At 54.0% G+C, this 21,409-nt stretch carries 18 protein-coding genes; 8 read left to right on the forward strand and 10 right to left on the reverse strand.

Features of this window, described 5'->3' with window-relative positions; genetic code table 11:
• Nucleotides 1–608: 608 nt before the first annotated feature.
• Nucleotides 609–2,483, reverse strand: a complete 1,875-nt coding sequence (locus RGQ30_RS00145) for a hypothetical protein (RefSeq protein WP_130557220.1) — start codon at nt 2,481–2,483, stop codon at nt 609–611.
• Between the two features lie 281 nt (nt 2,484–2,764).
• Between RGQ30_RS00145 and RGQ30_RS00150 the strand changes: the two genes are divergently transcribed.
• The 4 genes from RGQ30_RS00150 to RGQ30_RS00165 are packed head-to-tail and all read left to right on the forward strand — an operon-like array spanning nt 2,765 to nt 5,697.
• Nucleotides 2,765–3,706, forward strand: coding sequence for a patatin-like phospholipase family protein (locus tag RGQ30_RS00150; protein ID WP_130557219.1), 942 nt, complete (start codon nt 2,765–2,767; stop codon nt 3,704–3,706).
• Between the two features lie 50 nt (nt 3,707–3,756).
• Entirely contained in the window at nt 3,757–4,422 is a 666-nt protein-coding gene (locus tag RGQ30_RS00155) for a response regulator transcription factor (protein ID WP_130557218.1), read from the forward strand.
• A 25-nt stretch (nt 4,423–4,447) separates the two neighbouring features.
• The gene (locus tag RGQ30_RS00160; RefSeq protein WP_338284587.1) at nt 4,448–5,134 is read left to right on the forward strand and encodes a DUF4197 domain-containing protein; all 687 of its coding nucleotides are present in this window, start codon (nt 4,448–4,450) and stop codon (nt 5,132–5,134) included.
• Nucleotides 5,131–5,697: a copper chaperone PCu(A)C gene (locus tag RGQ30_RS00165; protein ID WP_338284588.1), complete on the forward strand. Its 567-nt coding sequence runs from the start codon at nt 5,131–5,133 to the stop codon at nt 5,695–5,697. Before RGQ30_RS00160 ends, RGQ30_RS00165 begins: the two co-directional genes overlap by 4 nt.
• A gap of 3 nt (nt 5,698–5,700) precedes the next feature.
• On the opposite strand, the gene RGQ30_RS00170 is transcribed toward RGQ30_RS00165, so the two are convergent.
• The 7 genes from RGQ30_RS00170 to RGQ30_RS00200 all read right to left on the reverse strand — a co-directional run bounded on the left by RGQ30_RS00170 (nt 5,701) and on the right by RGQ30_RS00200 (nt 14,786).
• Nucleotides 5,701–7,800: a TonB-dependent receptor gene (locus RGQ30_RS00170; protein ID WP_338284589.1), complete on the reverse strand. Its 2,100-nt coding sequence runs from the start codon at nt 7,798–7,800 to the stop codon at nt 5,701–5,703.
• 86 nt (nt 7,801–7,886) lie between these two features.
• Nucleotides 7,887–8,228, reverse strand: coding sequence for a hypothetical protein (locus RGQ30_RS00175; protein WP_130557215.1), 342 nt, complete (start codon nt 8,226–8,228; stop codon nt 7,887–7,889).
• A gap of 69 nt (nt 8,229–8,297) precedes the next feature.
• On the reverse strand, nt 8,298–9,206 hold the full coding sequence (locus RGQ30_RS00180) for an acyltransferase (protein ID WP_130557214.1): 909 nt from the start codon (nt 9,204–9,206) through the stop codon (nt 8,298–8,300).
• 87 nt (nt 9,207–9,293) lie between these two features.
• Entirely contained in the window at nt 9,294–11,033 is a 1,740-nt protein-coding gene (locus RGQ30_RS00185; protein WP_130557213.1) for an alkaline phosphatase D family protein, read from the reverse strand.
• 41 nt (nt 11,034–11,074) lie between these two features.
• The gene (locus RGQ30_RS00190; protein WP_298218309.1) at nt 11,075–12,466 is read right to left on the reverse strand and encodes an alkaline phosphatase PhoX; all 1,392 of its coding nucleotides are present in this window, start codon (nt 12,464–12,466) and stop codon (nt 11,075–11,077) included.
• Nucleotides 12,467–12,580: 114 nt separating this feature from the next.
• The gene (locus RGQ30_RS00195; protein ID WP_338284591.1) at nt 12,581–14,224 is read right to left on the reverse strand and encodes a methyl-accepting chemotaxis protein; all 1,644 of its coding nucleotides are present in this window, start codon (nt 14,222–14,224) and stop codon (nt 12,581–12,583) included.
• 10 nt (nt 14,225–14,234) lie between these two features.
• The gene (locus RGQ30_RS00200; protein WP_130557210.1) at nt 14,235–14,786 is read right to left on the reverse strand and encodes a cache domain-containing protein; all 552 of its coding nucleotides are present in this window, start codon (nt 14,784–14,786) and stop codon (nt 14,235–14,237) included.
• Between the two features lie 289 nt (nt 14,787–15,075).
• Here RGQ30_RS00200 and RGQ30_RS00205 point away from each other — a divergent pair, with 289 nt between their 5' ends.
• The 3 genes from RGQ30_RS00205 to RGQ30_RS00215 all read left to right on the forward strand — a co-directional run bounded on the left by RGQ30_RS00205 (nt 15,076) and on the right by RGQ30_RS00215 (nt 18,994).
• Entirely contained in the window at nt 15,076–15,657 is a 582-nt protein-coding gene (locus RGQ30_RS00205) for a cytochrome P460 family protein (protein ID WP_130557209.1), read from the forward strand.
• Nucleotides 15,658–15,722: 65 nt separating this feature from the next.
• Nucleotides 15,723–16,769: an MBL fold metallo-hydrolase gene (locus RGQ30_RS00210; protein WP_130557208.1), complete on the forward strand. Its 1,047-nt coding sequence runs from the start codon at nt 15,723–15,725 to the stop codon at nt 16,767–16,769.
• Nucleotides 16,770–16,801: 32 nt separating this feature from the next.
• Nucleotides 16,802–18,994 carry a CHASE domain-containing protein gene (locus RGQ30_RS00215; protein ID WP_130557207.1) on the forward strand — a complete coding sequence of 731 codons (2,193 nt, stop codon included), beginning with the start codon at nt 16,802–16,804 and terminating at the stop codon, nt 18,992–18,994.
• On the opposite strand, the gene RGQ30_RS00220 is transcribed toward RGQ30_RS00215, so the two are convergent.
• Nucleotides 18,977–19,399, reverse strand: coding sequence for a DUF6691 family protein (locus tag RGQ30_RS00220; protein WP_420915150.1), 423 nt, complete (start codon nt 19,397–19,399; stop codon nt 18,977–18,979). The two genes, RGQ30_RS00215 and RGQ30_RS00220, sit on opposite strands and share 18 nt — an antisense overlap.
• Before the next feature lie 13 nt (nt 19,400–19,412).
• Nucleotides 19,413–19,841, reverse strand: a complete 429-nt coding sequence (locus RGQ30_RS00225) for a YeeE/YedE family protein (RefSeq protein WP_338284891.1) — start codon at nt 19,839–19,841, stop codon at nt 19,413–19,415.
• A gap of 172 nt (nt 19,842–20,013) precedes the next feature.
• On the opposite strand from RGQ30_RS00225, the gene mnmC1 reads away from it, so the two are divergent.
• Nucleotides 20,014–21,399: an FAD-dependent 5-carboxymethylaminomethyl-2-thiouridine(34) oxidoreductase MnmC1 gene (mnmC1, locus tag RGQ30_RS00230; RefSeq protein WP_338284592.1), complete on the forward strand. Its 1,386-nt coding sequence runs from the start codon at nt 20,014–20,016 to the stop codon at nt 21,397–21,399.
• The last annotated feature ends 10 nt before the right edge of the window (nt 21,400–21,409 follow it).

A 21,409-nucleotide genomic window follows, 5' to 3' on the forward strand; every position in this document is an offset into this window, starting at 1 on the left:
GCGGATCGCTTGGACTAGCCCAGTTATTCATAGTTTGCATGGCGATTGAGTTGTAGCTTTAATAAACGAATTTTGTGTCTGTAAAATTGATGAAGAAGTTCACAGTCTTATTCGTAAACATTCCAAAGGCGATGCTGATGAAAAAGCTTTCTTACGTTGTTAAGCGTGGCGGGTCAGTCGGGACGGTTCTTACGCCTCATTTACATGAGGACAATCACTTTGTCGTCAGTCTCACTCGCTATGAGAAGGATTATCAAAGAGTGAAAAGGGAACAAGACTTGGTCGAGTGGGTGCGCAAGGGCTATAGTGTACGAATGAGTAACCAATCAGTTAAATCTCATCGTTCGCCAAGCCTCATAACACCGAGCTCTATCGAAATTCGAGAGATTTAAGAATCTACGAACTTTGACCTGAAGTCGGTTTGTAAGTCTCTGATTTGAATTGGATTTTTGAAGGAAAAATTTTTGGCCATTTATTTCGCAGCAACTTGGCCAACTATTTTTCTGAAACCCTTGGGGAAGTGCTTCTGGCCGTTGGGGTTTTGGTCATTTATTTTTTCGCTCCACAGTCAAAAAAGTCAGGTTATTCAATAAAAAAAGCTTTCGCTTTCACCAGCGAAAGCTTTTTTCCTTGTTCGATACAGAATCGGAAAAATCACCACGCCATCCTTCCAGCCTTGCGGACAAATGGGCCAAACCTTGTGCCAACAAGGTAGGAGCAGCCAAAATACACATCAGTATGCCGATGTTTGTGGCTGACAAAGTGACTTCTTCAGAGGTACCAACACCGAAATCGTGGGTCGATGGACCACCACCTGTTTCGGCCACCGCGATTGGAATGACAGTGCCAAAAATAACGGCCAGTGCTGCACCCCCGAAAAATCGTCCAAGGCTGTTGCACATAGTTCGTGATGCCGGGCTTGTACCCAACAGTTCGTGTGCGGTGTAAGTCAGATTACTAAAAATTCTGGACAGATTTGCATTGCAGGCCAGCACCATGTTCATGTTGAACAGGCGGATACCCTCCGCCAAGGTAATGAGACAACGTGTAATTGGGCCGTATTGGTGGCGATGCTTGGCCATGTAGCTACCGGAATAGGCAATACGGTTACGGAACAAGGGATTTTTTTCCATTTTGGCTTGCGCTTTCAAATACTCGGGTGAAGTCCACTTCTCAAATCTTCTTGCCATACTGGTTTCAAAGGTACCGTCGAACTTTTTTGCCAGTGGAATCAGTTTTTTCAATAAATAGGTGTGGAATTTTGGGGTGAGGTTGTCCTCAAGATTTTTACGCATGTCCACTGTGTTTTTTGGAGCAGCTTCGATATCTGCATGCTCCACCATGCCCAACAACGCAACCCATTGCCTGTCCATGGCTTTGACCTTTTTCGTGTAAATGTATCGGGACCAAAGGCTGGCATTTTTGGGGTCTGGTTTGTTTGGTACTTGAAGAAATTCGCCTGCAAAATCAAACAGCGCTTCCATGTTCTCGGTGTCACTTGCGGAAGGATTGATCCTCGCCAAGGCCTGGGTAAGAACTTTGGGCGTCCCGTCTGCATTCAAACCTGAGTTGTCGATTTTCTTCAAAAGGCCACGCTTGCCTTTCATGGCTTGTCCCATCATTTTGATCAATTCAGGATTGTTCTGGACAGATTTCAAGCGGAACACCAGTTTTTGAAGAGTGGTATTCAGATCTCTTTCAAGGTGTGCAATCTGTTTATCGCTCAGATCCTGTTTCTCGATATAGGCTTGACTCGCCCAACCGAACGCACTGCCAAAACCCCCCATGGCTGATGACATGGCCGGAAAAGCGATGATGACAGGGGCTGCTTTTGCACCGGCAATTTTCACGGATTCAGGGATGAATTTGTGTAGCCAGGACAACAACTCAGTGGTGGCCACCCCAATAAAACCCAGTGCACCCAGCATAAACACCTTGTTGCGTGTGCTTTGCTCATCTGGTTTTTTCAGCGCAGTGTTTCGCAGCAGGTTGGAAGTCATTCCCGTTGGTGCAGCGAACATTTCACAGACCCCATGGAAACGGTGGGCAATCCGGGACATGTCGTAGGCTTTCTGGTTGTTTTCACTGGCACCGCATTCTTTGGAATAGTGTCGACCATTAAACCGGATAAAATCTTCCCGCATGAGCCTGTTTTGTACGGCATTGGAGTTCCAGACCATGGAATTGAATTGTTGAGGCGTAAAGTTTTCGCCTGTCTGTCCTTCCAGCTTGCGTGCCCGGTAAGCTTTCCTGGTGATGGCAGCCTGAAGATAATGGCTTGATTCAAAATAGGCTTTTGCCATGATATTCGGTCCGCGCGACGCGCCAACAAACTCACAGATGCGTTTCCAACGGTGGCGCACTTTGTACACATCACCAGTCACATGTGCATGCCCCGACTTTCTGGCAATCATCTTCTTGCCCGCCAAGTTTTGTGCGGGAGTGAATGCTGTCAGTTTTTGCGCGTGTATTCGCATATTCACTGTTGTCTCCAATCGCACAAAAAAGGTGCGTTGTATGTTTTATATGCTTTTAAACATGTCACAAACTGTCAAAAAATCCAAAATCGGGGCGATAGGTATCACCCGTTAAGTGTCACTTTATTCGTTAAAGTTTGACAAATTAAGGGTTATCCCTATTTATTGTGCACCGCAATAGAGCAGGGGCGTGTTGTTAAATGAGTGCCTTTAGTGGATTCCATCCACTCAAGTCTGTTGCACTGCGGTAGCATCTCCGGCTGATCCTGAATTTTTTGAAAATAAGTATGAGAAACAAGCCTTTGGGCGCTCTTTTCACGGCAATTTTCGTCTTGGCTTTGTCTGCCTGCACAGGCGCCGTGCGTGCTCCTGAACCTCAGCCAATACCACCCACTGCCGCACCCGCCAAATCACGCGAACCCGTGGTGGCTTTGGTGCTGGGCGGTGGTGGTGTGAAGGGTTTTGCGCATGTGGGTGTAATCAAGGTGCTGGAAAGCCACGGGATCAAGCCCAACATTGTGGTGGGCACCAGCGCAGGCAGTTTTGTGGGTGCTTTGTACGCCAGCGGAATGAGTGCATTCAAACTGCAAAGTGTTGCTTTGGGCATGCAGGAAACGGATATCCGCGATTTGACCTTGAGTAGCCAAGGGTTTTTGATTGGTGAAAAACTCCAGCAGTATGTCAACACCCAGGTTGGCAACAAATCCATTCAGCAGTTTCCAATTCGGTTTGCAGCGGTGGCCACAGACCTTGAAAGCGGGGAAAAAGTGGCTTTCAATTACGGCAACGCCGGTCAGGCTGTGCGCGCGTCTTGCAGCATACCCAATGTATTTTTGCCGGCACGCATCGGCAAACGGCAATTTGTTGATGGAGGACTGGTCAGCCCGGTCCCAGTGTTGACCGCACGGGACATGGGTGCCGATGTGGTCATTGCAGTGGACATTTCTGCACGACCTCGCAATGGCGCCTCTGGAATGGGATGGTGGAGTTTGTTGGACCAAAGCATCAACATACTTAGTCAACAGGCCATACGAACTGAATTGGCTCAGGCCGACGTCGTGATTCAGCCCAGTGTGCAACATGCGGACGCATTGAATCTGGATCAGCGTCATGAATTTTTGCTGGAAGGCGAAAAGGTGGCGCAGCAGACAATCCCCAAGATCAAGGCAGTGATACAAGCCAGCCGTGAACGACTTGCTTCACAAGCAGGTGCACAGGCACGACTCTGAGTTTTCGAAGTACAATTCGACGTACCGAGAAAAAAGCAGGGCAAGCTGACATGGGTTCGCAGACTGACAAACCCAGGATTTTGATCGCTGAGGATCATCCCATGATTTCGATCATGTTGTCCGACATGATCGGCCAACTGATTTCCGACAGCGAAGTCATTGTTGTCAACAGCATGGAAAAAGCCATCGAAGTGCGTATCCAGCCAGACGTGGTTATCGCGGATCTTGATCTGCCCGACTCCAAGGGTTTGGGTACCATCAAAGCATTTGCCCAATTGTTCCCTGACTGCCCAAGGTTGATTTGTTCAGGTGTTCTGGATGCAAAGCTTGCGCTGGAAGCCCAGAATGCAGGTTATCTGTATGTCAACAAGGCCTCTTCTTATCATGAACTTTTGCAGTCCATTCAGTCACTGCTGATTGCAGCCGGGGTGGTCGATGAACAACCCCGTACCTCTGAAAAAACAAGCAGCGAATTTCATTCCAACATATGCGCACCAGGTTCAGGCAAGCCGTTGACCTGGAAACAGGTAGAAATCATGCGCAAGACAGCGGAAGGTTTGTCAGCCAAAGAAGTTGCGCGGGAAATGGACATCAGCCCGGATACGGTTCGGGGACACATCAAGGAAATTTTTCTGCGATTGGGTGCAAAAAACAAGGGGCAGGCAGTGGAAATTTTTATACGCGCCGAACGCAAGGCCCGATTGCTTGATTCCTGACATACAACGGGCTGGGAGGCCAATGATGAGATTATTCAGAACACTGTTGTTGCTGGTAACTTTTACTGTGACAGGCATGGCCTCCGCGGCTGATCTGTCCGCCATTACCAGCAAGGAAGCAGTAACCGCACTGCGTACCACACTGACCAAGGGCGCAGAGGCGGCTGTAGGTAGCTTGGGCAAAACCGACGGGTTTCTGGGAAACCCGGCTGCGCGAATTCAGTTGCCGGAATTTCTGGCGCAAAGCAAAGGCATGCTGAAAATGGTCGGCATGGGTGGCCAACTGGATCAAGTGGAAGTGTCGATGAACAGGGCTGCTGAAGCGGCAGTTCCCCAGGCCAAAGCCATACTTCAGAAAACAATACAAAACATGACTGTGGAAGATGCCAAGCAAGTTCTAGGTGGTGGCGAGACAGCAGTGACGGACTTTTTCCGCAGCAAGACGCAATCCGATTTGTACCAGCAATTGTTGCCTATTGTGAAAGGCAAAACCGCGCAGGTTGGCCTGGCCCAGCAGTACAATGCCTTGGCCGAGAAAGGTAGCCGGTTCGGTTTGGTGAAAGCAGAAGATGCCAACCTGGAAGGGTATGTCACCAACAAGGCGCTCGATGCGTTGTTTCTAATGGTCGCCGAGGAAGAAAAAGCGATACGTGCCAACCCGGTTGCAGCGGGTAGCGCAGTACTTAAAAAAGTTTTTGGGAGTTTGAAGTGAAATCAGTGACTTATCTGGCAGCCTTGTCTGCCATCGCCTTGATTGCAGCCTGTTCGGAAAACCACGACCATGCGGGACATGCTGAGCACACGAATGATGCTCCTGCAGCGGTGGAAGCCGTTGCAGCGCCTTCACAGGTTCAAGACGGCATTTCTGTGCAGAACGCCTGGGTACGCCCTACCGTGGGTGAACAGGATGCCACAGGCGGCTATTTGACCATCACCAGCCAGGAACCACTGGCGTTGGTGGGGGTGGCTTCACCTGCGGCAGAAATTTCTGAAGTGCATGAAATGAAAATGGATGGTGACATCATGCGCATGCGCATGGCTGAGCGCATTGAACTGAAAGCAGGTGAACCCCTCGAGTTGAAACCAGGTGGTTACCATTTGATGCTGATGTCCCTCACCGCACCCATTCAGGCCGGTCAGGAAGTCGAATTGAGCCTCCTGTTTGAAAAGCCAGATGGCAGCAGGATTGAAATGCCCGTGAAAGCCGTAGCAGGTCAAAATGCTGCGGGCGGTGGACACCATGACCAAGATGGCCATGGCGACCACAAGCATTAAGATTTAGAAAGCCAGTTTGACACCCACCAAGGCAGAACGCCCGGCCAAGGGGGTGTAACCCCGAACCGTGTTCAGGGTAGTGGCCGAGAACGCCAGTTCATTGGTCAGGTTTTGCAGGTTGGCGAATACTTCGCCACCTGTTGTTCCCCAAGTGAAAGCCTTGCCCACGCGCAGGTTCACAAGCTGATAGGCGTCAACCTGGGTGTCGCCTTCGCCAGCTTTGCTTTTGTCAACCCAGATGATTTCTGGCGTCACTGTCCATCCCTGCTGGCTGTAAGCCAAGCTGGCCAGAACGCGCTGCGGGCTGATGCGTGGCAGGTTGCCACCGCCATCGGTGCGTTTGCCACGAACCAGATCGTACTGAATGGCTGGTTTAACTTGACCTGCACCCAGCTTGTAAGCTGTTTGGTAGCCGATTTCCAAGCCTTGAAACTCGGCGGGTACGGCGGTGAAATCAAACACCTGGAGCACTTCACCGGTGGTGGGGTCTGCATCCCCATCCTCGTTTTCGTCAAAAATTGAATCAGCACCGGTGCGGCCAATAAGGGCAATGTAGTTGCTGTAGCGGCTGGCAAAGGCGGTGGCGTTGAATTTTGATGCGCCTTGTGCCCAAGTACTGGTCAGTTCAAAATGGCGACCACGTTCTTCTTCAAGGGTTGGGTTGCCCTTCTCATAGGCATCGGTGGCCACATGCACACCGTCGGCATATAGTTCGAAGCTGGAAGGTGCACGTTCAACACGAGAAACCGACCCGCCCAGGGACCAGCCATTTCCGATGGGGGTTGTGTACCCCAATGACAGGGAAGTGGGGCTGAACGCGCGATTAATGGCTGGACCTGCGGTAACACCGGCACCAGCCACGGGCCCAGTCAAGCCGGACAAACCGCTGCTGGCGGCATTCACGTCTACCTGATCCACCCGAACACCAAACTCGAATACGCCACTGTTCGTCTGGCTTGTGCTTGCACGGAAGATGCTGAACAGTCCGGTTTGATCGGTGCTGGTATTCGGTACGAAAGCTTCGTCACCAATGGCAGAAAAATCAGTGCGCTCAAATTGCACACCGGCCTGTGTGCTCACATTCAAGCCAGCCAGTGTGAAGGGGCTTAAGCCCAGCTCGATGCGACCATCCACGCCGTCATTGAGAAACACAGTGGCGGGGGTTCCATCTTCAAACTCCTGGTGTTGGTAGTCTGTTTTGGCCAGTCGGTATTTGATGCTTTGAATGGCCTCGCCTTGGAAATTTTGCTCGCCTTCCAGTGCGTAGCGTTCGCTTTCCATGCCGATTCGAACATCCAGCTTTTTCGGCACGCCATAGTCGTTGTTGTAACGTTCAGCGGACACACCCACGTAGCCATTGCCGGTTTGAATCGATGCGCCGATTGCTGCCCCATCTGATCTGGATGAGGAGTTTTGAACACGCCGACCAGTGACGCCATCGGGGTCAGTGAAAGTGGGGGTTTCAAGGTCGCCGGTGGTGCGTTTGAAACCATCCAGGTGAATGCTGACCCCTTGCCCCAGACCACCATCAAGCTTGAAGCCGCCCGCGGTTTGATCGGCTGCACCACCGCCCAACAGGTTGACTTCACCCTGTAGGCCTTGAACCGGTTTGCGGGCAATGCGCTGGTCTACCAGATTGACCACGCCACCCACGGCGTTGCCACCGTAGGCCAGTGCAGCAGGCCCACGCAGTATTTCAACCTGGTGCAGGGCAAACGGGTCTACGGGCAAGGCGTGATCGAAACTGAGTGCGGATACATCTACTGTGGCTGCCGAGTTGCGCAGAATCTTGATTCGATCCGAGTCCTGACCACGAACAATCGGCCGGCTTGAGTTGGGGCCAAAGCCAGTGGCTGAAATGCCGGGTTGATAGCGCAGTGCCTCACCCAGCGTGCTGGCGCCACTGGCGTTCAGTTCATCGTCGCCTACGACAGAGAAAGGTTTGGTGATGGATTCAGGCTGTACGGCTGTGCCGGTGACCACCACAGACTCAAGCACCGCCAAGGGTGCAGATTGTTGGGCCTGGGCCAATGTGTGTGCTTGTGCGATAAAAAGCAGGCTGGCCAAGGCAACGGCCCGGCGTTCAAATTGAATTCGGTTCATGTTCTTTTCCTGAAATGCAATGGGAGGCTGCGCCACCCACAGGGCAGCGCAACGACTGTTCATCTTTTAAAAAGGGGTAAAAACTTTCAGGAAAAGCGGGGTGGATCGCGCACACGGACGCGCTGGGCGAACAGGGTGTTTCGAGGTGGTACAAGCTCGATTGAGCGTGCGGTCAATGTGGCTTGCAGGGGCAAGGCACAGGTAGCCGGATAAGCTGGGGTTGCTGCGTGTGCAGTGGTTAGCCCATCAAACAGCAGACAGGAATGAAGCAGGTCGGCACTGATGTGAGCATCACCATGCACGCTGGTGTGCGACTGTGCCCCGTGCTGTAATTGTTCCCGGTGTTCGATGCTGTGGGCAAGACCTGCCCATTGCGCGGCCAGCAAGGCCAGCGCGATGAGCATGTGTTGAAACCAGCGGGAATTCATGAAAATGAGTACATCGGTGAACTGCAATTTGATTAGTGTACCAAAGCTGTCAAGCCGGGTGAGCCTGGCCTAGCCTTTGGCCTTTTGCTTGAGTTGGGCAAGCCGCTGGTCATTGGCTGTCCAGATGTCACCGATCCAGGTCTTGAATCTGTTCTTGAATTCCAGATCGCCCCGGAAGTCGCCCGCGATCATGTCTTTGGGAATAGGCAGAATTTCAACATGAACCTGCATGTTCGGCTGCTTGCCGCACAGCCAGGACCAGGTGGTGTTGCCGGTGCTGGGGCCATAGGCAATGGTCACATTCACCATGCCTTCAAACTGTTCACCCATGGCATTCAGGGATGCAGACAGGCCACCGTACTTGGGGCCCAACAGGTGTGTGTAGGGTGATTTTGTTTTTGATTTCTTGGCGGGTGTGAAGCGGGTGCCTTCCAGAAAGTTGATCACTGTAACCGGGCTTTCCTTGTACACTTCGCAGGCTTTGCGGGTGGTCTCAAGGTCTTGTGTGGCCAGTGCGGGGTTGCGGGCGATTGCGCTGCGGCTGTGGCGTTTCATGAAGGGAAAGTCCATGGCCCAACACACCAAGCCCACAATCGGTACCCAGATCAATTCCTTTTTCAGGAAAAAACGCCCAAAGGGGCTGTGGCCATGCAGCACGTCAAATAACACCACGATGTCTGCCCAGGCTGAGTGGTTGCTGATCACCAGATAGCTGCTGTTGGGCTTGAACTGGCCGTGAATTTCAACTTGCCCTTGTTGCCCATGCAGCAGTTTGTAAAGCCGTTTGTTCGAACCCACCCACCAGGTGGCAATTTGCACGCAGCAGTTGGATGCCACGCGTTGTACCCGGTACACCGGCACCAAACGCAGCAGGATGAATGGAAACATCACGATGAACCAGAAGGTGATGCACAGGCTCATCAGTGTGACGGTGAGCACGCCCACCAAGGGGGCTGGAAGAATTTTGGACAGGGACACTTTGGAGATCCGGGCGCAGGGTTAGGTCAACTCAATTGCTTAACTAAATTGAGAAGTCAAGCAGCCCGGATCTTACCTCAGAAATGTTCAAACACCCAGCAGGCTGGTGACCACGTTCACCGGGTAAAGGCCTTGAGGCGTAATGCGGTTGGCCCCGTCGGCCACCTCGAAACTTGCCGACAACCTTTCCGATCCACCCCGTTCAAGAATAGTGCTGACCGCCCAATATTCACAGGTGGTTTTGTCCTCAGCCACACGTAACACACTGTAGCCACGTTCGGTCACGTTTACATGCTTGATGTGCGGGCTGGTCAGGCGGATGGCCTGAATGATCTGGTTGGGCAGGTCAAGGCCGGGTGAGGTGACCGAGGTCACCACGAATTCAGTGGCCACGCTGCCCTGCCCAGTCAGTGGGTTGTAACCGCCCACCTGATTGAGAGGCAGGTTGGGGTTGTCGGTGATGTCGGCCACCCAGCTGGTGTGCACATCGCCTGTCAGAATAACGACGTTGTCGATTGCGGCACCCCCATCGCTGCCACGCAAGGCGTTGATGATGCGCTGGCGTTCGGCGCTGTAGCCGTCCCAGGAATCGCCATTCAAGCCTGATGGTGCAAGCAGTTCACCAAGTTGGGCAGGTGCCGGGTTGTTCAAGCCAGGCTTGATGATCCACTGGTGAAACACCACCTGGTTGCCAATCAGCTTCCACTGGGCCTGCGAGCCTCGCATGCCGTTGATCAGGAAGTTGTATTGCTCTTCGCCAATCATGGTTCGATCTGGCTGGCTGGCCACACCATCGGTGGGGTTCACAGGCGTTGCGGCTTCAATGTCGCGGTCAAACAGGCGGGTGTCGAGCAAGAACAGGTCGACCATGTCGCCAAACTGCACTCGGCGGAATATCTTGGCGCGGTTGCCGGGCTCGGGCAGGCGAATCGGCATCCACTCATCGTAAGCCCGTTGCGAGAAACCTTTGCGTTGTTCCCAGACACCCTCCACACCTTCGGTGTGATTTTCTGCACCATCGCGGTAGGAGTTGTTGGTGGACTCGTGGTCGTCCCAAATCGTGATGAAGGGAAAACGTTCGTGCAGTTTCTGCAGGTCGGGGTCTTTCTTGTACTGAGCGTGGCGGGTGCGGTAATCCGCCAGCGTGATGATTTCCGTGGCTGGTTCGTATTCGCGGACATTGCCGTATTCGCCGCTGCCATATTCGTAAATGTAATCGCCCAGGTGAATGATCGCGTCGATGTCATCACGCTCGGCCAGCTTGGCATAGGCGTTGAAAAACCCGTGCGCCAGGCTGGAACAACTGACCACGCCGAAGTTCAGCGGGCGCTTGTTGCCGGCTGCCGGTGTGGTGCGGGTGCGGCCCACAGGGCTGGTTTTTCCGTTGCTGCGGAATTGATAAAAGTACACGGTGTCTTGTTGCAGACCGTTGCAAACCAGTTTGACGGTGAAGTCTTGCGCGGCCGTGGTCTGAAAGTCGATGGATTTTACAAAGGTGGTCAGTGCCTCATCTGTAAACACATCCAGTCGCCCTGCCACTGCATTATCAGTATTCTCAGGGGTGATCCTGGTCCACAGCACCACGCTGTCGAAGGCGGGGTCACCACTGGCCACACTGTGCAAAAACTGCACATTCTGGGTGGGCGCGGTATCGCTTGGGTTTGCAGAGCCATTGCCCAATGAATTGTTGTCATCGCTGCCACAACCTTGCAAAAGGCTTAAGCCCGTGACACTGGCTGTGCCAATGCCCAACCCCTTGAGGAATGAGCGGCGGGTAAGCCCTGGGCGTTTCTGGATGCGGCTGCGTTTGCGGCGGGGACCTGACATGTGAAGAATTCCTTGATTCTGGGGGATCAGTTGTTGGGAAATCAGTTGTTGGGTAGGGTGTCGGGTATCAACAACTCGTACAGCATACCCAAGCCAAGGCCATATCCGCCTTGCAAGTTCGGGCCACCCCGGTCGCTGGTGAAGTACATGCGCTTGCCGTCGGGGCTGAAGGCGATGCCAGCAATCTCGGATTGGTCCTGCCCCACAATTTGCAAGAGGGGCACCAACACGCCATCGGGGTAAACCACCACCACTTGCATGTCGCCGCCGTCTTCAGCCACCAGTACTTCGCCAAAAGGCGTCATGGTGATGTTGTCCACGCCCGAAAGAATGTTGTTGGGCGCGGTGGCTGTTGCCATGTCGTAGACCACTTCAATGGTCTGGTTGGTGGTGTTGAGCATCCACAAGCGGTCGTCGCCCTTTGTGGCGAAGAACACGCGGTCATTTTGATACCACACGCCCTCGCCCCCATCAAACACGGCGGTGTCGGGCAGTCGGTTTTCTGTTTGGGGTGCATTGGGGTTTGCTGCATTGACCCAGCTGTAGCGCACGGGGCCGTTCAAAGCCTGTGCCAGGTCGCCCTCAACTTTCAACACCTGCAACACGCCCTGGTTCATGTTGGCGCGGGCAGCGCTGCTGGGCCAGTCGCCAGCGGTGGGTACCCAGCGGTAAAAGCGGCCATCGGGCATGTCTTCGGTCATGTAGAACACGCGGCGCTCGCTGTCGATGGCCACCGCCTCGTGGCTGAACAGGCCAAGTGCCGGCAAAGGGCGTGCGGCCTGAATGCCCAGTGGGTCACATTCCCACACCAGGCCGGTTGGAATTTCTTCGCAGCTGAGCCAGGTTTTCCAGGGAGTTATTACGCCCGCACAATTGAATGTGGTGTTGCGTAATATCCGGTAACTGTCTTCAACGGTTCCGTCCGCCGCAAAAACCAGCGCACTGGCGCCACCCAAACCGGGAACCAGCGCTTCCAGTGGGTTGGTTAGCGGTGCCAGTTCCGGCACCTGAAAGCCTAAGGTGCCTACGCCCGGCACTTCGCTGTTGGAGCAATAAATCCAGCCGCCGTCTTCACGGGGCACCACGCCCCCGCCATCATTGAAAATGTGCCAGGGTGTGGCCCCGCGCGCTGGCGGCAGGTTGCTGATGGCGACCACGCGGGTCGAAAAACCGGCTGCGGTGCGTACGCCGTTGGCATCTGCATCACGCAGGGGGCCAATGTTGCGAAAGCGGAACTGGTTGTTGTTCAGTGCAGTGCCGCCAAACCGATTTGTTTCCGAGGCAGTGACACGGCCACCCGTGCCGCTCAGTGGGTTGTCTGAGCCGGAGCAGCCTGCCAACCACGGCAAACTGCTGGCAGAGGCGCCAAGCAAAAATGTTTTGAGCAGGTTGCGTCGACGAACGCTGGGAATCAAGGCGGGTGAAAACGACATGGCGGGCATCCAGATTGAACAACATCAATCTGTGATACCCGGAAAACTGCATTTTGGTTTTGAATAGCGATTCAATGTGACGTGTATTGTCTTTGTCACATTGAATTGACCGGTTCAGGTTTTGAAGTAGGACACGGCGCGTTGCAGTTCTTCGGACATGCTTTCAACTTGTCGAGACTGCCCTTCGAGTTGAAGGCTGGCGGTTTTCAGTTGTTCGGAAAGTGCCGAAATGTCGCTGACCCGTCCAGAAATGTCCTGGCTGGCAGTTTCCTGCTCCTTGGTGGAATTGGCTACAGCGAGTGCATATTCAACCGATTGTTCAAAATGCTGAACAATTTCCTGAAGGCCACCCATGAGCCTGTCGGCGTATTCCATGTTTTCGCTCATGTGCTCGCCCACCTGGGCAACCGATTTGTTGGATCGCTCCGAATAGGTGCAGATTTCCCCAATCAGGGTACGAATTTCATTCGTGGCCGTGGCCGTGTTCTGGGCCAAGGTGCGCACTTCATCAGCTACCACGGCAAAGCCCCTCCCCTGCTCACCGGCCCTGGCTGCCTCGATTGCGGCATTCAGTGCCAGCAGGTTGGTTTGTTGGGCAATGCCTTGTATGACCGACACAATGCCGTTGATGCGGTCTGACCGCTCCACGAGCCCTGCAATTTCCTGGGTGGTGGTGTGCATTTGACCAGACATGTCGTTCATTTTGCCCTGCAGGGTTTGCATCAACTTCATGCCGTTTTTAGCGGTGTCTACTGATAGCTTGGCTTGCACTTCGGTTTTGTGGGCGTAGTCGGAAATGGACCTTGCACTGGCGCTCATTTGTTCAACACTGACGGCGGTGGCGTTGGAGCTGTCTGCTTGTTGCTCTGCAGTGCCCGACAAACCCGATGCTACATTCACCAGTTCGCTGGATGCCGTTTTGAAGGTGCCGCAGGCTTGTGAAACCTGGTTGATGATTTCCCTCAAGCGCACCTGAAGTTGCTGCATGCCGTCCATCAGCGAGCCTTTCTCGCAGTTTGGTACAGCCTGGGTCAGGTTGCCCTGTGCCATGGTCGCGACCACATGCAGTGCTTTGGCTGGTTCACCGCCGAGTTGCTTGCGCAACGACGCCGCCACCATACCCACCGTGAGGCCGCACAGCAACACAATGCTAATACACACCACGGCAATGGTGATCAGTGCATTGGCAAACACCCTGTCACCCTGCTCCACTGAGGCTTCCATGGTGCTTTTCACACTGGAATTCAGCGCCAGCATGCTTTGGTCCAGTCGCTGCTCCAGTGGATCTGCTTCGCTGAGCAAAGCGAGGGTAGCGGCCTGAACTTCACCCAACTCAGACTGATCAATGACACGTGTGTAAACGGTGTGCAAAGCGGTATTGTCGGTGGTGATGGTTTGAATCAGGTCCCGTGCTTCGTCAGTTGGTGTTTGGCTCAACATGCCTTGACCAAGCTGGCTGATTTCGACTTTCAGTGCCAGCATTCGTGACTTTGCAAGATCAAAACGTTCCTGCTCGTCAGCCAGAATCACGTTGCGTGCCTCGCGAGCCAACAACGCAGACTTGCCACTCAGGCTGGACACTTCGGTGAGCAAGCTCACTTGCTTTTGGGTACTGTCCTGGTTGAACTGGTTCAGCTGGTGGATTTCATAGACCGAAAACACACTCATGGCGAGCAGGGCCACAATGGGTATGCCCATCACAATGCCCAGCCGCATGTTGAGGCTGGTATTGATCAATTTGTTCATGACGGAGGACATGTGTGTTCCTTCAAGGCAAGGCTTGGACATTCACGCCAATGGTCAAGGTGCCAATCGCTTTGCCACCATCCATAACCGCCACAGACACTTGTGAAATCACAGCGCCCGAGCTTTCATCTTTCTTGGCCCGCGCGATGTAGTCGTCGCCTTTGCCATCGGCCCAGGCTTTGACAAACTTGGGTTCATCGCCCTGCCAGTAGTCGGACGTCATGGAACTGATTGCGACATTCGCGCCCTGGTTGTCGGTCAGGATGGACTCCGTGAAATAGGGTTTTGCTTTCTCAGCGGCCAACAAGGTTTTGGAGGTGGCACTTTCCATCATGGTTTTGCCTTCTGGCAAACCACCCGCTGCAGCGATCCATTTGCTGTCCGTGGCCTTGATGGCGTCCAGCGTCAAACCTTTTGCGTTTTGTGCCTTCACGGCGGCAATGACTTCGGGCTTTGCTGCAATGGCCTTGATTTCCGGCAATACGTCATTGGGTGTGCCTGCGAAAACAGTGCCGCATGCGGTCAACAAAAGGGCGGTCAAACCGGCTTTGGTGCTTGAGTAAACAGGATTCATGTGCGTTGCTCCTTGGGATTGTCTTGGGTTGTCAATCCATTGTTGGAATGGGGTGGGCGTCCACCAAATGGGGGATATGACTAGCTTAAGGAGCTGATTTGAAATGCCATTTGTGGATAAGCTGTGTGATTACCCTTCTCTAAACTTGCTTGGTCAGATTGGACTGGAATGGGTGGATCAGGGTAAACCCTTGAATCTGTTGCTGGCTCGACTGAACAGTTGCGAAGAAGAGGTGTTGGCGCTATTTTCAGGATGCAACTTCTGTTGTACTAACAAAAAGGGGAAAAAGATGAAAAGACTGATGCTTGTTGTCTCGACCACGGTGGTGCTAGCGGGTTGTGCAGCCGGGGGAATGTTTGGCCCGGCGCCGAAAGATGGTGAATTGGCCCAGCCGTCTGACTACAAATCATGGCCCGTTTTTTTGGCGGGTATTGAAAAGCCCACTGGCCATGTGCGCGACATCTACATCAATCCGACAGGCGCCTCTGCCAAGAAAGGTGACGTCTTCCCTAACGGCACTGTCAGTGTCATGGAAATCTACAAAGCCACAAAAACCGGTGACAAGATGACCAAGGCAAGTCTGGAAAAAGTGTTCGTGATGTACAAGGGCAAGGACTGGGGCAGCACCGCGCCTGAAGGTATGAAAACAGGTGACTGGGTTTACGCCGCATTTGAGCCTAACGGTCAACCTGCCAAAGTGGATTACGCCACCTGTCGTGGTTGCCACATTCCCCTGGCCGACAAGGACTACATTTTTCATTACGACAAATATTTCGATACCCGTAAAAGTGCACAAATGCTGAATGGGCAAACAGGTAAAGTGGCCATGTCGGTGGATGAAGTTCATTTGGCCGCAGTGTTGACCAAGTAAACTGTCCGCAGATCGACCAAAGCCGCTCGATTCCTGGGCGGCTTTTTTTATGGGCAGGGTTCACCATGGTGTTTGTTCAACAGAAATTCGATGGCTGGCGCTTACTGCGATGGGCAGGCTGCCTGGTGGTGGGTGTAACGCTGATTGCACTGGGTGCTGTGCTATACGGTTTGCGTACAGCGCCCACAGTTGACCTGGAGTTCAGCGCCCCGAAGGCTGGGGATTCCGGCGTGAAAATGTTGTTCCTGGGCACCTCATCCATGGCCTGGACGGATGGAAAAAACACGTGGATGGTTGATGGGTTTTTCTCCCGGCAGGCAGTGAGCCGCGTGGCTTTTTCCCGGCTCGATGTGGATGAACAGCGTGTCCTGGAGGTGGCCAAAGAAGCGTTCAAGCGCCTTGATGTGCCGGAAGTATTGTCAGGTATCGTGGTGGCCCATTCCCACTATGACCACGCAATCGACGCGCCTTTTCTGGTGAAAACATTTGGCGGCATGTTGCATGGTTCAGAATCGACTGCTCAAATTGCTCGCGGGCAGGATGTATTGGCAACCCACGTGCAAGCGACTGGCAAGCAGGGCTTGGCCAACTTCGGGCAGTTTCGGGTGGAGCTCAGGGAATCGGCCCACGCGCCCACCGGTTTTACTGGTGGGTTTAACGCATCCCCTTTGCACTTGCCCGCCCATGCCTTGTCATTCAAGGAAGGGATCAGTTACAGCTTTCTGGTGTCACATCCACTTCTGGGCAATCGCCCATTTGCCTTGATCCAGCCCAGCGCAGGTTTTATTCCGGGGCAGAATAAGGGAATCACGGTGGATACCGTGTTTTTGGGTACAGGTGGTCTTGGAAAACTGGACGCCCTCTACATGGCCGACTATTGGCAGGAAATGGTCTTGAATACAGAGGCAAAACAGGTGTATTTGATCCACTGGGACAACTTCACACTGCCTTTGATGCAACAAGGTGTGCCAATTTCATTGCAAGCCATGCCAAACTTGGTGGATGATTTTTCCAAATCCCTTCGTGAGTTGAAGAAACTGTCACAGCGCGATGGCGTTAGCCTGCATGTGCTCAATGCATGGGATATGGTGGAATTTCCAAGACTTCCTTAACCGATTCAGTTCGCACTGACTGGTGAGTCATCATGCCGTTAAACACAACAAATCCGGGCGTCACGTCCACTTTGACAAGCGGAAAACCCGTTGCCGAGCTGTTTCACAACGAGGTGACAGCCTGGCTGGTATTGGCGTTGTCGTTGACCATCACAGGCCTGGGCTGGTTTTTGGCCAGCGAGGCCATTGAAAAACGGGCGGCAGAAAATTTCAAATTCGAAGTGCGCGAAGCGCAGGAGCGTGTTGAAAGCCGCATGAAGCAGTATGAGCAGGTGTTGCGCGGCGGTGTGGCCCTGTTTGACTCCCAGGCAGAAGTTACCCGGGCAGAATGGCAGGTATATACCCGTTCTCTGGACTTGCAAAAGGCCCTGCCCGGCTTGCAGGGTTTTGCTTATGCACCCCGGGTTGACGCTGGCGGGTTGAATGCCCACGAAACTGCAGTGCGTTCAGAAGGTTTTCCCGATTATGCGGTGACACCCGCAGGCGCGCGGGAAATGTATTTTCCGATCAGCCTCATTGAGCCTTTCGATGCCCGCAACCAGCGTGCCTTTGCGTTTGACATGTATTCCGAGCCGGTGCGAAAGCAGGCCATCGACCACGCCATTGAAACCGGTCAGGCCACCCTTTCCGGATTGGTCAAGCTGAAACAGGAAGACAGTGACAACGCCCAACCAGGCTTCCTGATCTATTTACCCGTGTACCGGCAGGGTGCAGTGCTTGACACCCCCCAAGCGCGCAGGGCGGCTATTCGCGGCATCGTGTACAGCCCGTTTCGCACTGTGGACTTGATGAGTAACTTGATGGGGAAGGAAAAGCTGCCCTTGGCGTTTCGCCTGTTCGATGCCGCGGACATGAACCCAGCCGCATTGATTTACGATTCCGCAGCAGGTCAGTCTGAAAGCATTTCAAGGTACAGTGTAACGGTGCCCATTGCGGTGTCAGGCAGAACCTGGACAGCCCACTTTCAAAGCACATCCAACTTTGATCAACAGGTGGGCAGTGCCACACCCAACCTGATCCTCGCGGCAGGGGTTGTCATCGATTTTCTGCTGTTTTTGATCCTGCGATCATTGGCGGCCCAGCGCAAACGCATGAGCGCCAGCCATGCCAAAAGCCTGTTTCTGGCCAATATGAGTCATGAAATACGCACTCCCCTGAATGCAATTGTCGGCCTGAACAACTTGTTGAAAGCCCATGTCAAGGAGGAGCCTGCCGCGCAGTATGTGGCTCAGGTGGAAGATGCGTCTCAATATTTGCTGGCCATGCTGGAAGATGTGCTGAGTTTCTCGCAGATTGAATCAGGCGTGATCGACCTGGAAGCAATCGAGTTCGATTTGCATGAGCAGGCTGCAAAAACCGTTCGTCAGTTCGCCTTGCGCGCCCGTCAACAGGGCTTGGAAATTGAACTTGAAGTGGATGCGATGACCCCCTTGATGGTGAAAGGTGACCCAACTCGCTACACCCAGGTTGTGGGCAATTTGCTGAGCAACGCCATCAAGTTTTCTGCGAGGGGGCCGATTCGAGTGACAGTACAGGCCGATCAGGTGGATGAGCATAATGCCTTGATCCGCACCGAGGTTCATGACCGTGGCATCGGTTTTGATCTCAATGAGTTTGACCGGTTGACCGAGCCTTTTGAACAGGCTGACAACACAACCACCCGCCGGTTCGGTGGCACCGGCTTGGGCTTGGCCATTTCCAAACGCTTAAGTGGCTTGATGGGTGGGCAACTGTACGTGCTGTCCTCCAGCAGTGAAGGCAGCGTACTGGGCTTCACGATGTCGGTTAAACCCGTGTATGTGAATGCCGTGCCAATTGAGCCTCTCACACCTGCGCCCTCGCTGGTGGGGAAAAAAATCCTGGTGGTGGAAGACAATCTGTTGAACCAGCATGTCATCAAATCCTTACTGGCCGGAATGAAGGTTCAGGTCACCCTGGCAGAAAACGGTGCCCAAGCGGTGAATGCGGTCCAACTGGATCCAGATCTTGACTTGGTTCTGATGGACATTCACATGCCGGTGATGAACGGCATTGACGCCACGAAAGCCATTCGTGAATTGACAGGGCCCTCAGCGCGAATTCCCATCGTGGCGCTGACCGCCTGTGCGCTTCAGGAAGACGAAATTGCCTGCCGTGAAGCAGGCGTGGATGAATTTTTGACCAAACCTGTGAATGTTCCTGTACTTCACGCGGTGTTGAGCCGGTTTTTATTGCCCCCTGGCTGAAAAGGCAAACATGCCTGCCAGCATGGCGGTCACGAAAATGAGACCGTCTGTGGCGAGGCTTGCAGCAGCCACCACTGCCGGGCCTGGGCAAAAGCCGCCAATTCCCCAACCTGCACCGAACAACACCGCACCCAGCAGCAGTTTTTTGTCCAGTTGGGTGTTGGCAGGCAGGTTCATCGGCATGCCCAGCATGCTGGTTTTACGGCGCTTGGCCAGGTAGAAGCCAGGCAAGCCGATCGCAATTGCGCCACCCATCACAAACATCAATGAGGGGTCCCAAGGCATGGACAGGTCCAGGAAGCCGATGACCTTGGCTGGGTTGGCCATGCCGGAAACCACGAGACCCAGGCCAAATATCAAACCCGTCAATCCACTGACGATTGCAAAACGAATAGAGTTGTTCAACATATTCTCCTGATCAGATTGCGTGCATCAACAGGGACGCAACCACGAAACCAACCGTCATGAAAACGCCAGTGGCCACCAATGAACGAAGCGACAGACGCGACAAACCGCACACCCCATGACCGCTGGTGCAGCCAGAGCCCAAGCGCGTGCCATAGCCCACCAACAGGCCTGCCACGATCAAGGCCAAGGGGCCACGCGGGCTTTCAAATTCAAAGCTGCCCATGGTGGCCATGTAAAGCCAGGGTGCTGTCACCATGCCCAGCACAAAGGTGAAGCGCCACAGGGTTTCATTGCTTTGGGGTTTGATCAGCCCGCCAAGAATACCGCTGATACCGGCCACTCGGCCTGTCAACAGAATCAGCATCACTGCGGACACACCGATCATCATCCCGCCCAGCAATGCGGAGTAAGGCGTGAAAGCCTCCCAGTGGATAGATATCATCACAAACCTGCACAAGTATGATTAACGGCTCATATTAGCATGAGAACTAAAAATCTGCCATGCAGAGGCTGGGTTACAATTCACAGCTTGTCATTCACTGCGCCGCTTCATGGTCAGCCCGGAAATTGTTCGAACCGTTTGTACGTCATGGCTTGAATCGCGACAGCCCGTGTACACCGTTCTAGACCCTCATTTCGGTGCAGGTGAAACCTTTCATGCACTGTTATCGCTGCTTCAGCGCACACCGTCGCGGCCTTTTGCAAGGCTGCGCTACCAGGCAGCAACCGAGTTCAACAACCCGGCACTGCCCACTGGCTTGCTTAACGGTGTATTGGCCCCCGGCCTGCATTTCATGCAAATGCCGGAACTCAATGTGGAACTGCACCTTTGGGTAGGCAACACCAAGGCGGCCTTGCAGGAATTCCAGGGCTGTTTTGATGCGGTGCTAGAACCCGACGCGCACCGCCAATATGGCCGGCGCATGGCGCGCCAGCCGCTTGCCATGAACCAGCCCGAAAGTGTCGCAGTGGTGGGCGCCGGCATTGCCGGCAGCAGCGTGGCCCTGGCGCTTTGCCAACGCGGGGTGCAGGTGCACCTGTACGACCAGGCTGGCGGGCCTGCCACAGGCGCTTCTGGCAACTGGGTGGGCGCATTTCACCCTCACATCACCCGGGGTGATTCGCCTTTGTCGCGTTTAAGTCGCTTGGGTTTTGAACACACAGTCCAGGCCCTGAACACACTGACCGAGCAAGGCTTTCTACAGAAAGACGAGGATTGGGCCACGCCCGGTCACTTGCAAACCGTGCCTGTAGACGAGGCCGAGCGAACCCGAGAAACCCTGGCGCAATTGGCTTTTCCGGAAAGCCTGGTGCGTTGGGCTGAACCTGATTCCCTACTGCCCACACCCCTAAGCGGGCTTTATTTTCCGCAAGGCGGGTGGGTAAAACCTGCGCGTTGGGTACAGGCCAATTTGCAGGCCTGTGGCAGTTTGCTGACCACCCATTACAACACCCCGGTGCATGATTTAACCGCCCTGCGTGAACAACACGATGCCGTGGTGGTGTGTAGTGCCGAGCAATCCATCATATTGGCACCCATTGACGGCGCAAAAGTGGGCGTGGTCAAAGGGCAAATCAGCAAACTGCAGGCCACGGTGCAGCCCAATGTGGTCTTGTCTGGTGAAAGTTATGCCATTGCACCACCGCGAGAAAACTGGTTGGTGCTGGGCGCCACCTACGAGCGGCCTGTGCTGGATTTGAACCCCACGCCAGAAGCGGACGAGCTCAACGTGGCCCGGTTCAGGGCTGCATTTCCAGACTGGCCCCTGGGCAATGTAGTGGACCACCGCTGTGCCGTGCGCGCGGTGTGGCATGACCGGCTGCCCGCGATCGGACCTGTACCCAACATGCCCGGTGTGTTCATGAGCACCGGCTTTGCATCGAGGGGTTTGTTGTGGGCTGCGTTGGGGGGCTGGTTGGTGGCTGACCACTGCCTGGATCAACCTTTCGAATCGAAATTGCTGGGAAAAATCAGGCCCCGGGGTGCAAGGGCGTGAGTGTTTTCTG

The sequence above is a fragment of the Limnobacter thiooxidans genome (genome assembly GCF_036323495.1).
Taxonomy (GTDB): domain Bacteria; phylum Pseudomonadota; class Gammaproteobacteria; order Burkholderiales; family Burkholderiaceae_B; genus Limnobacter; species Limnobacter thiooxidans.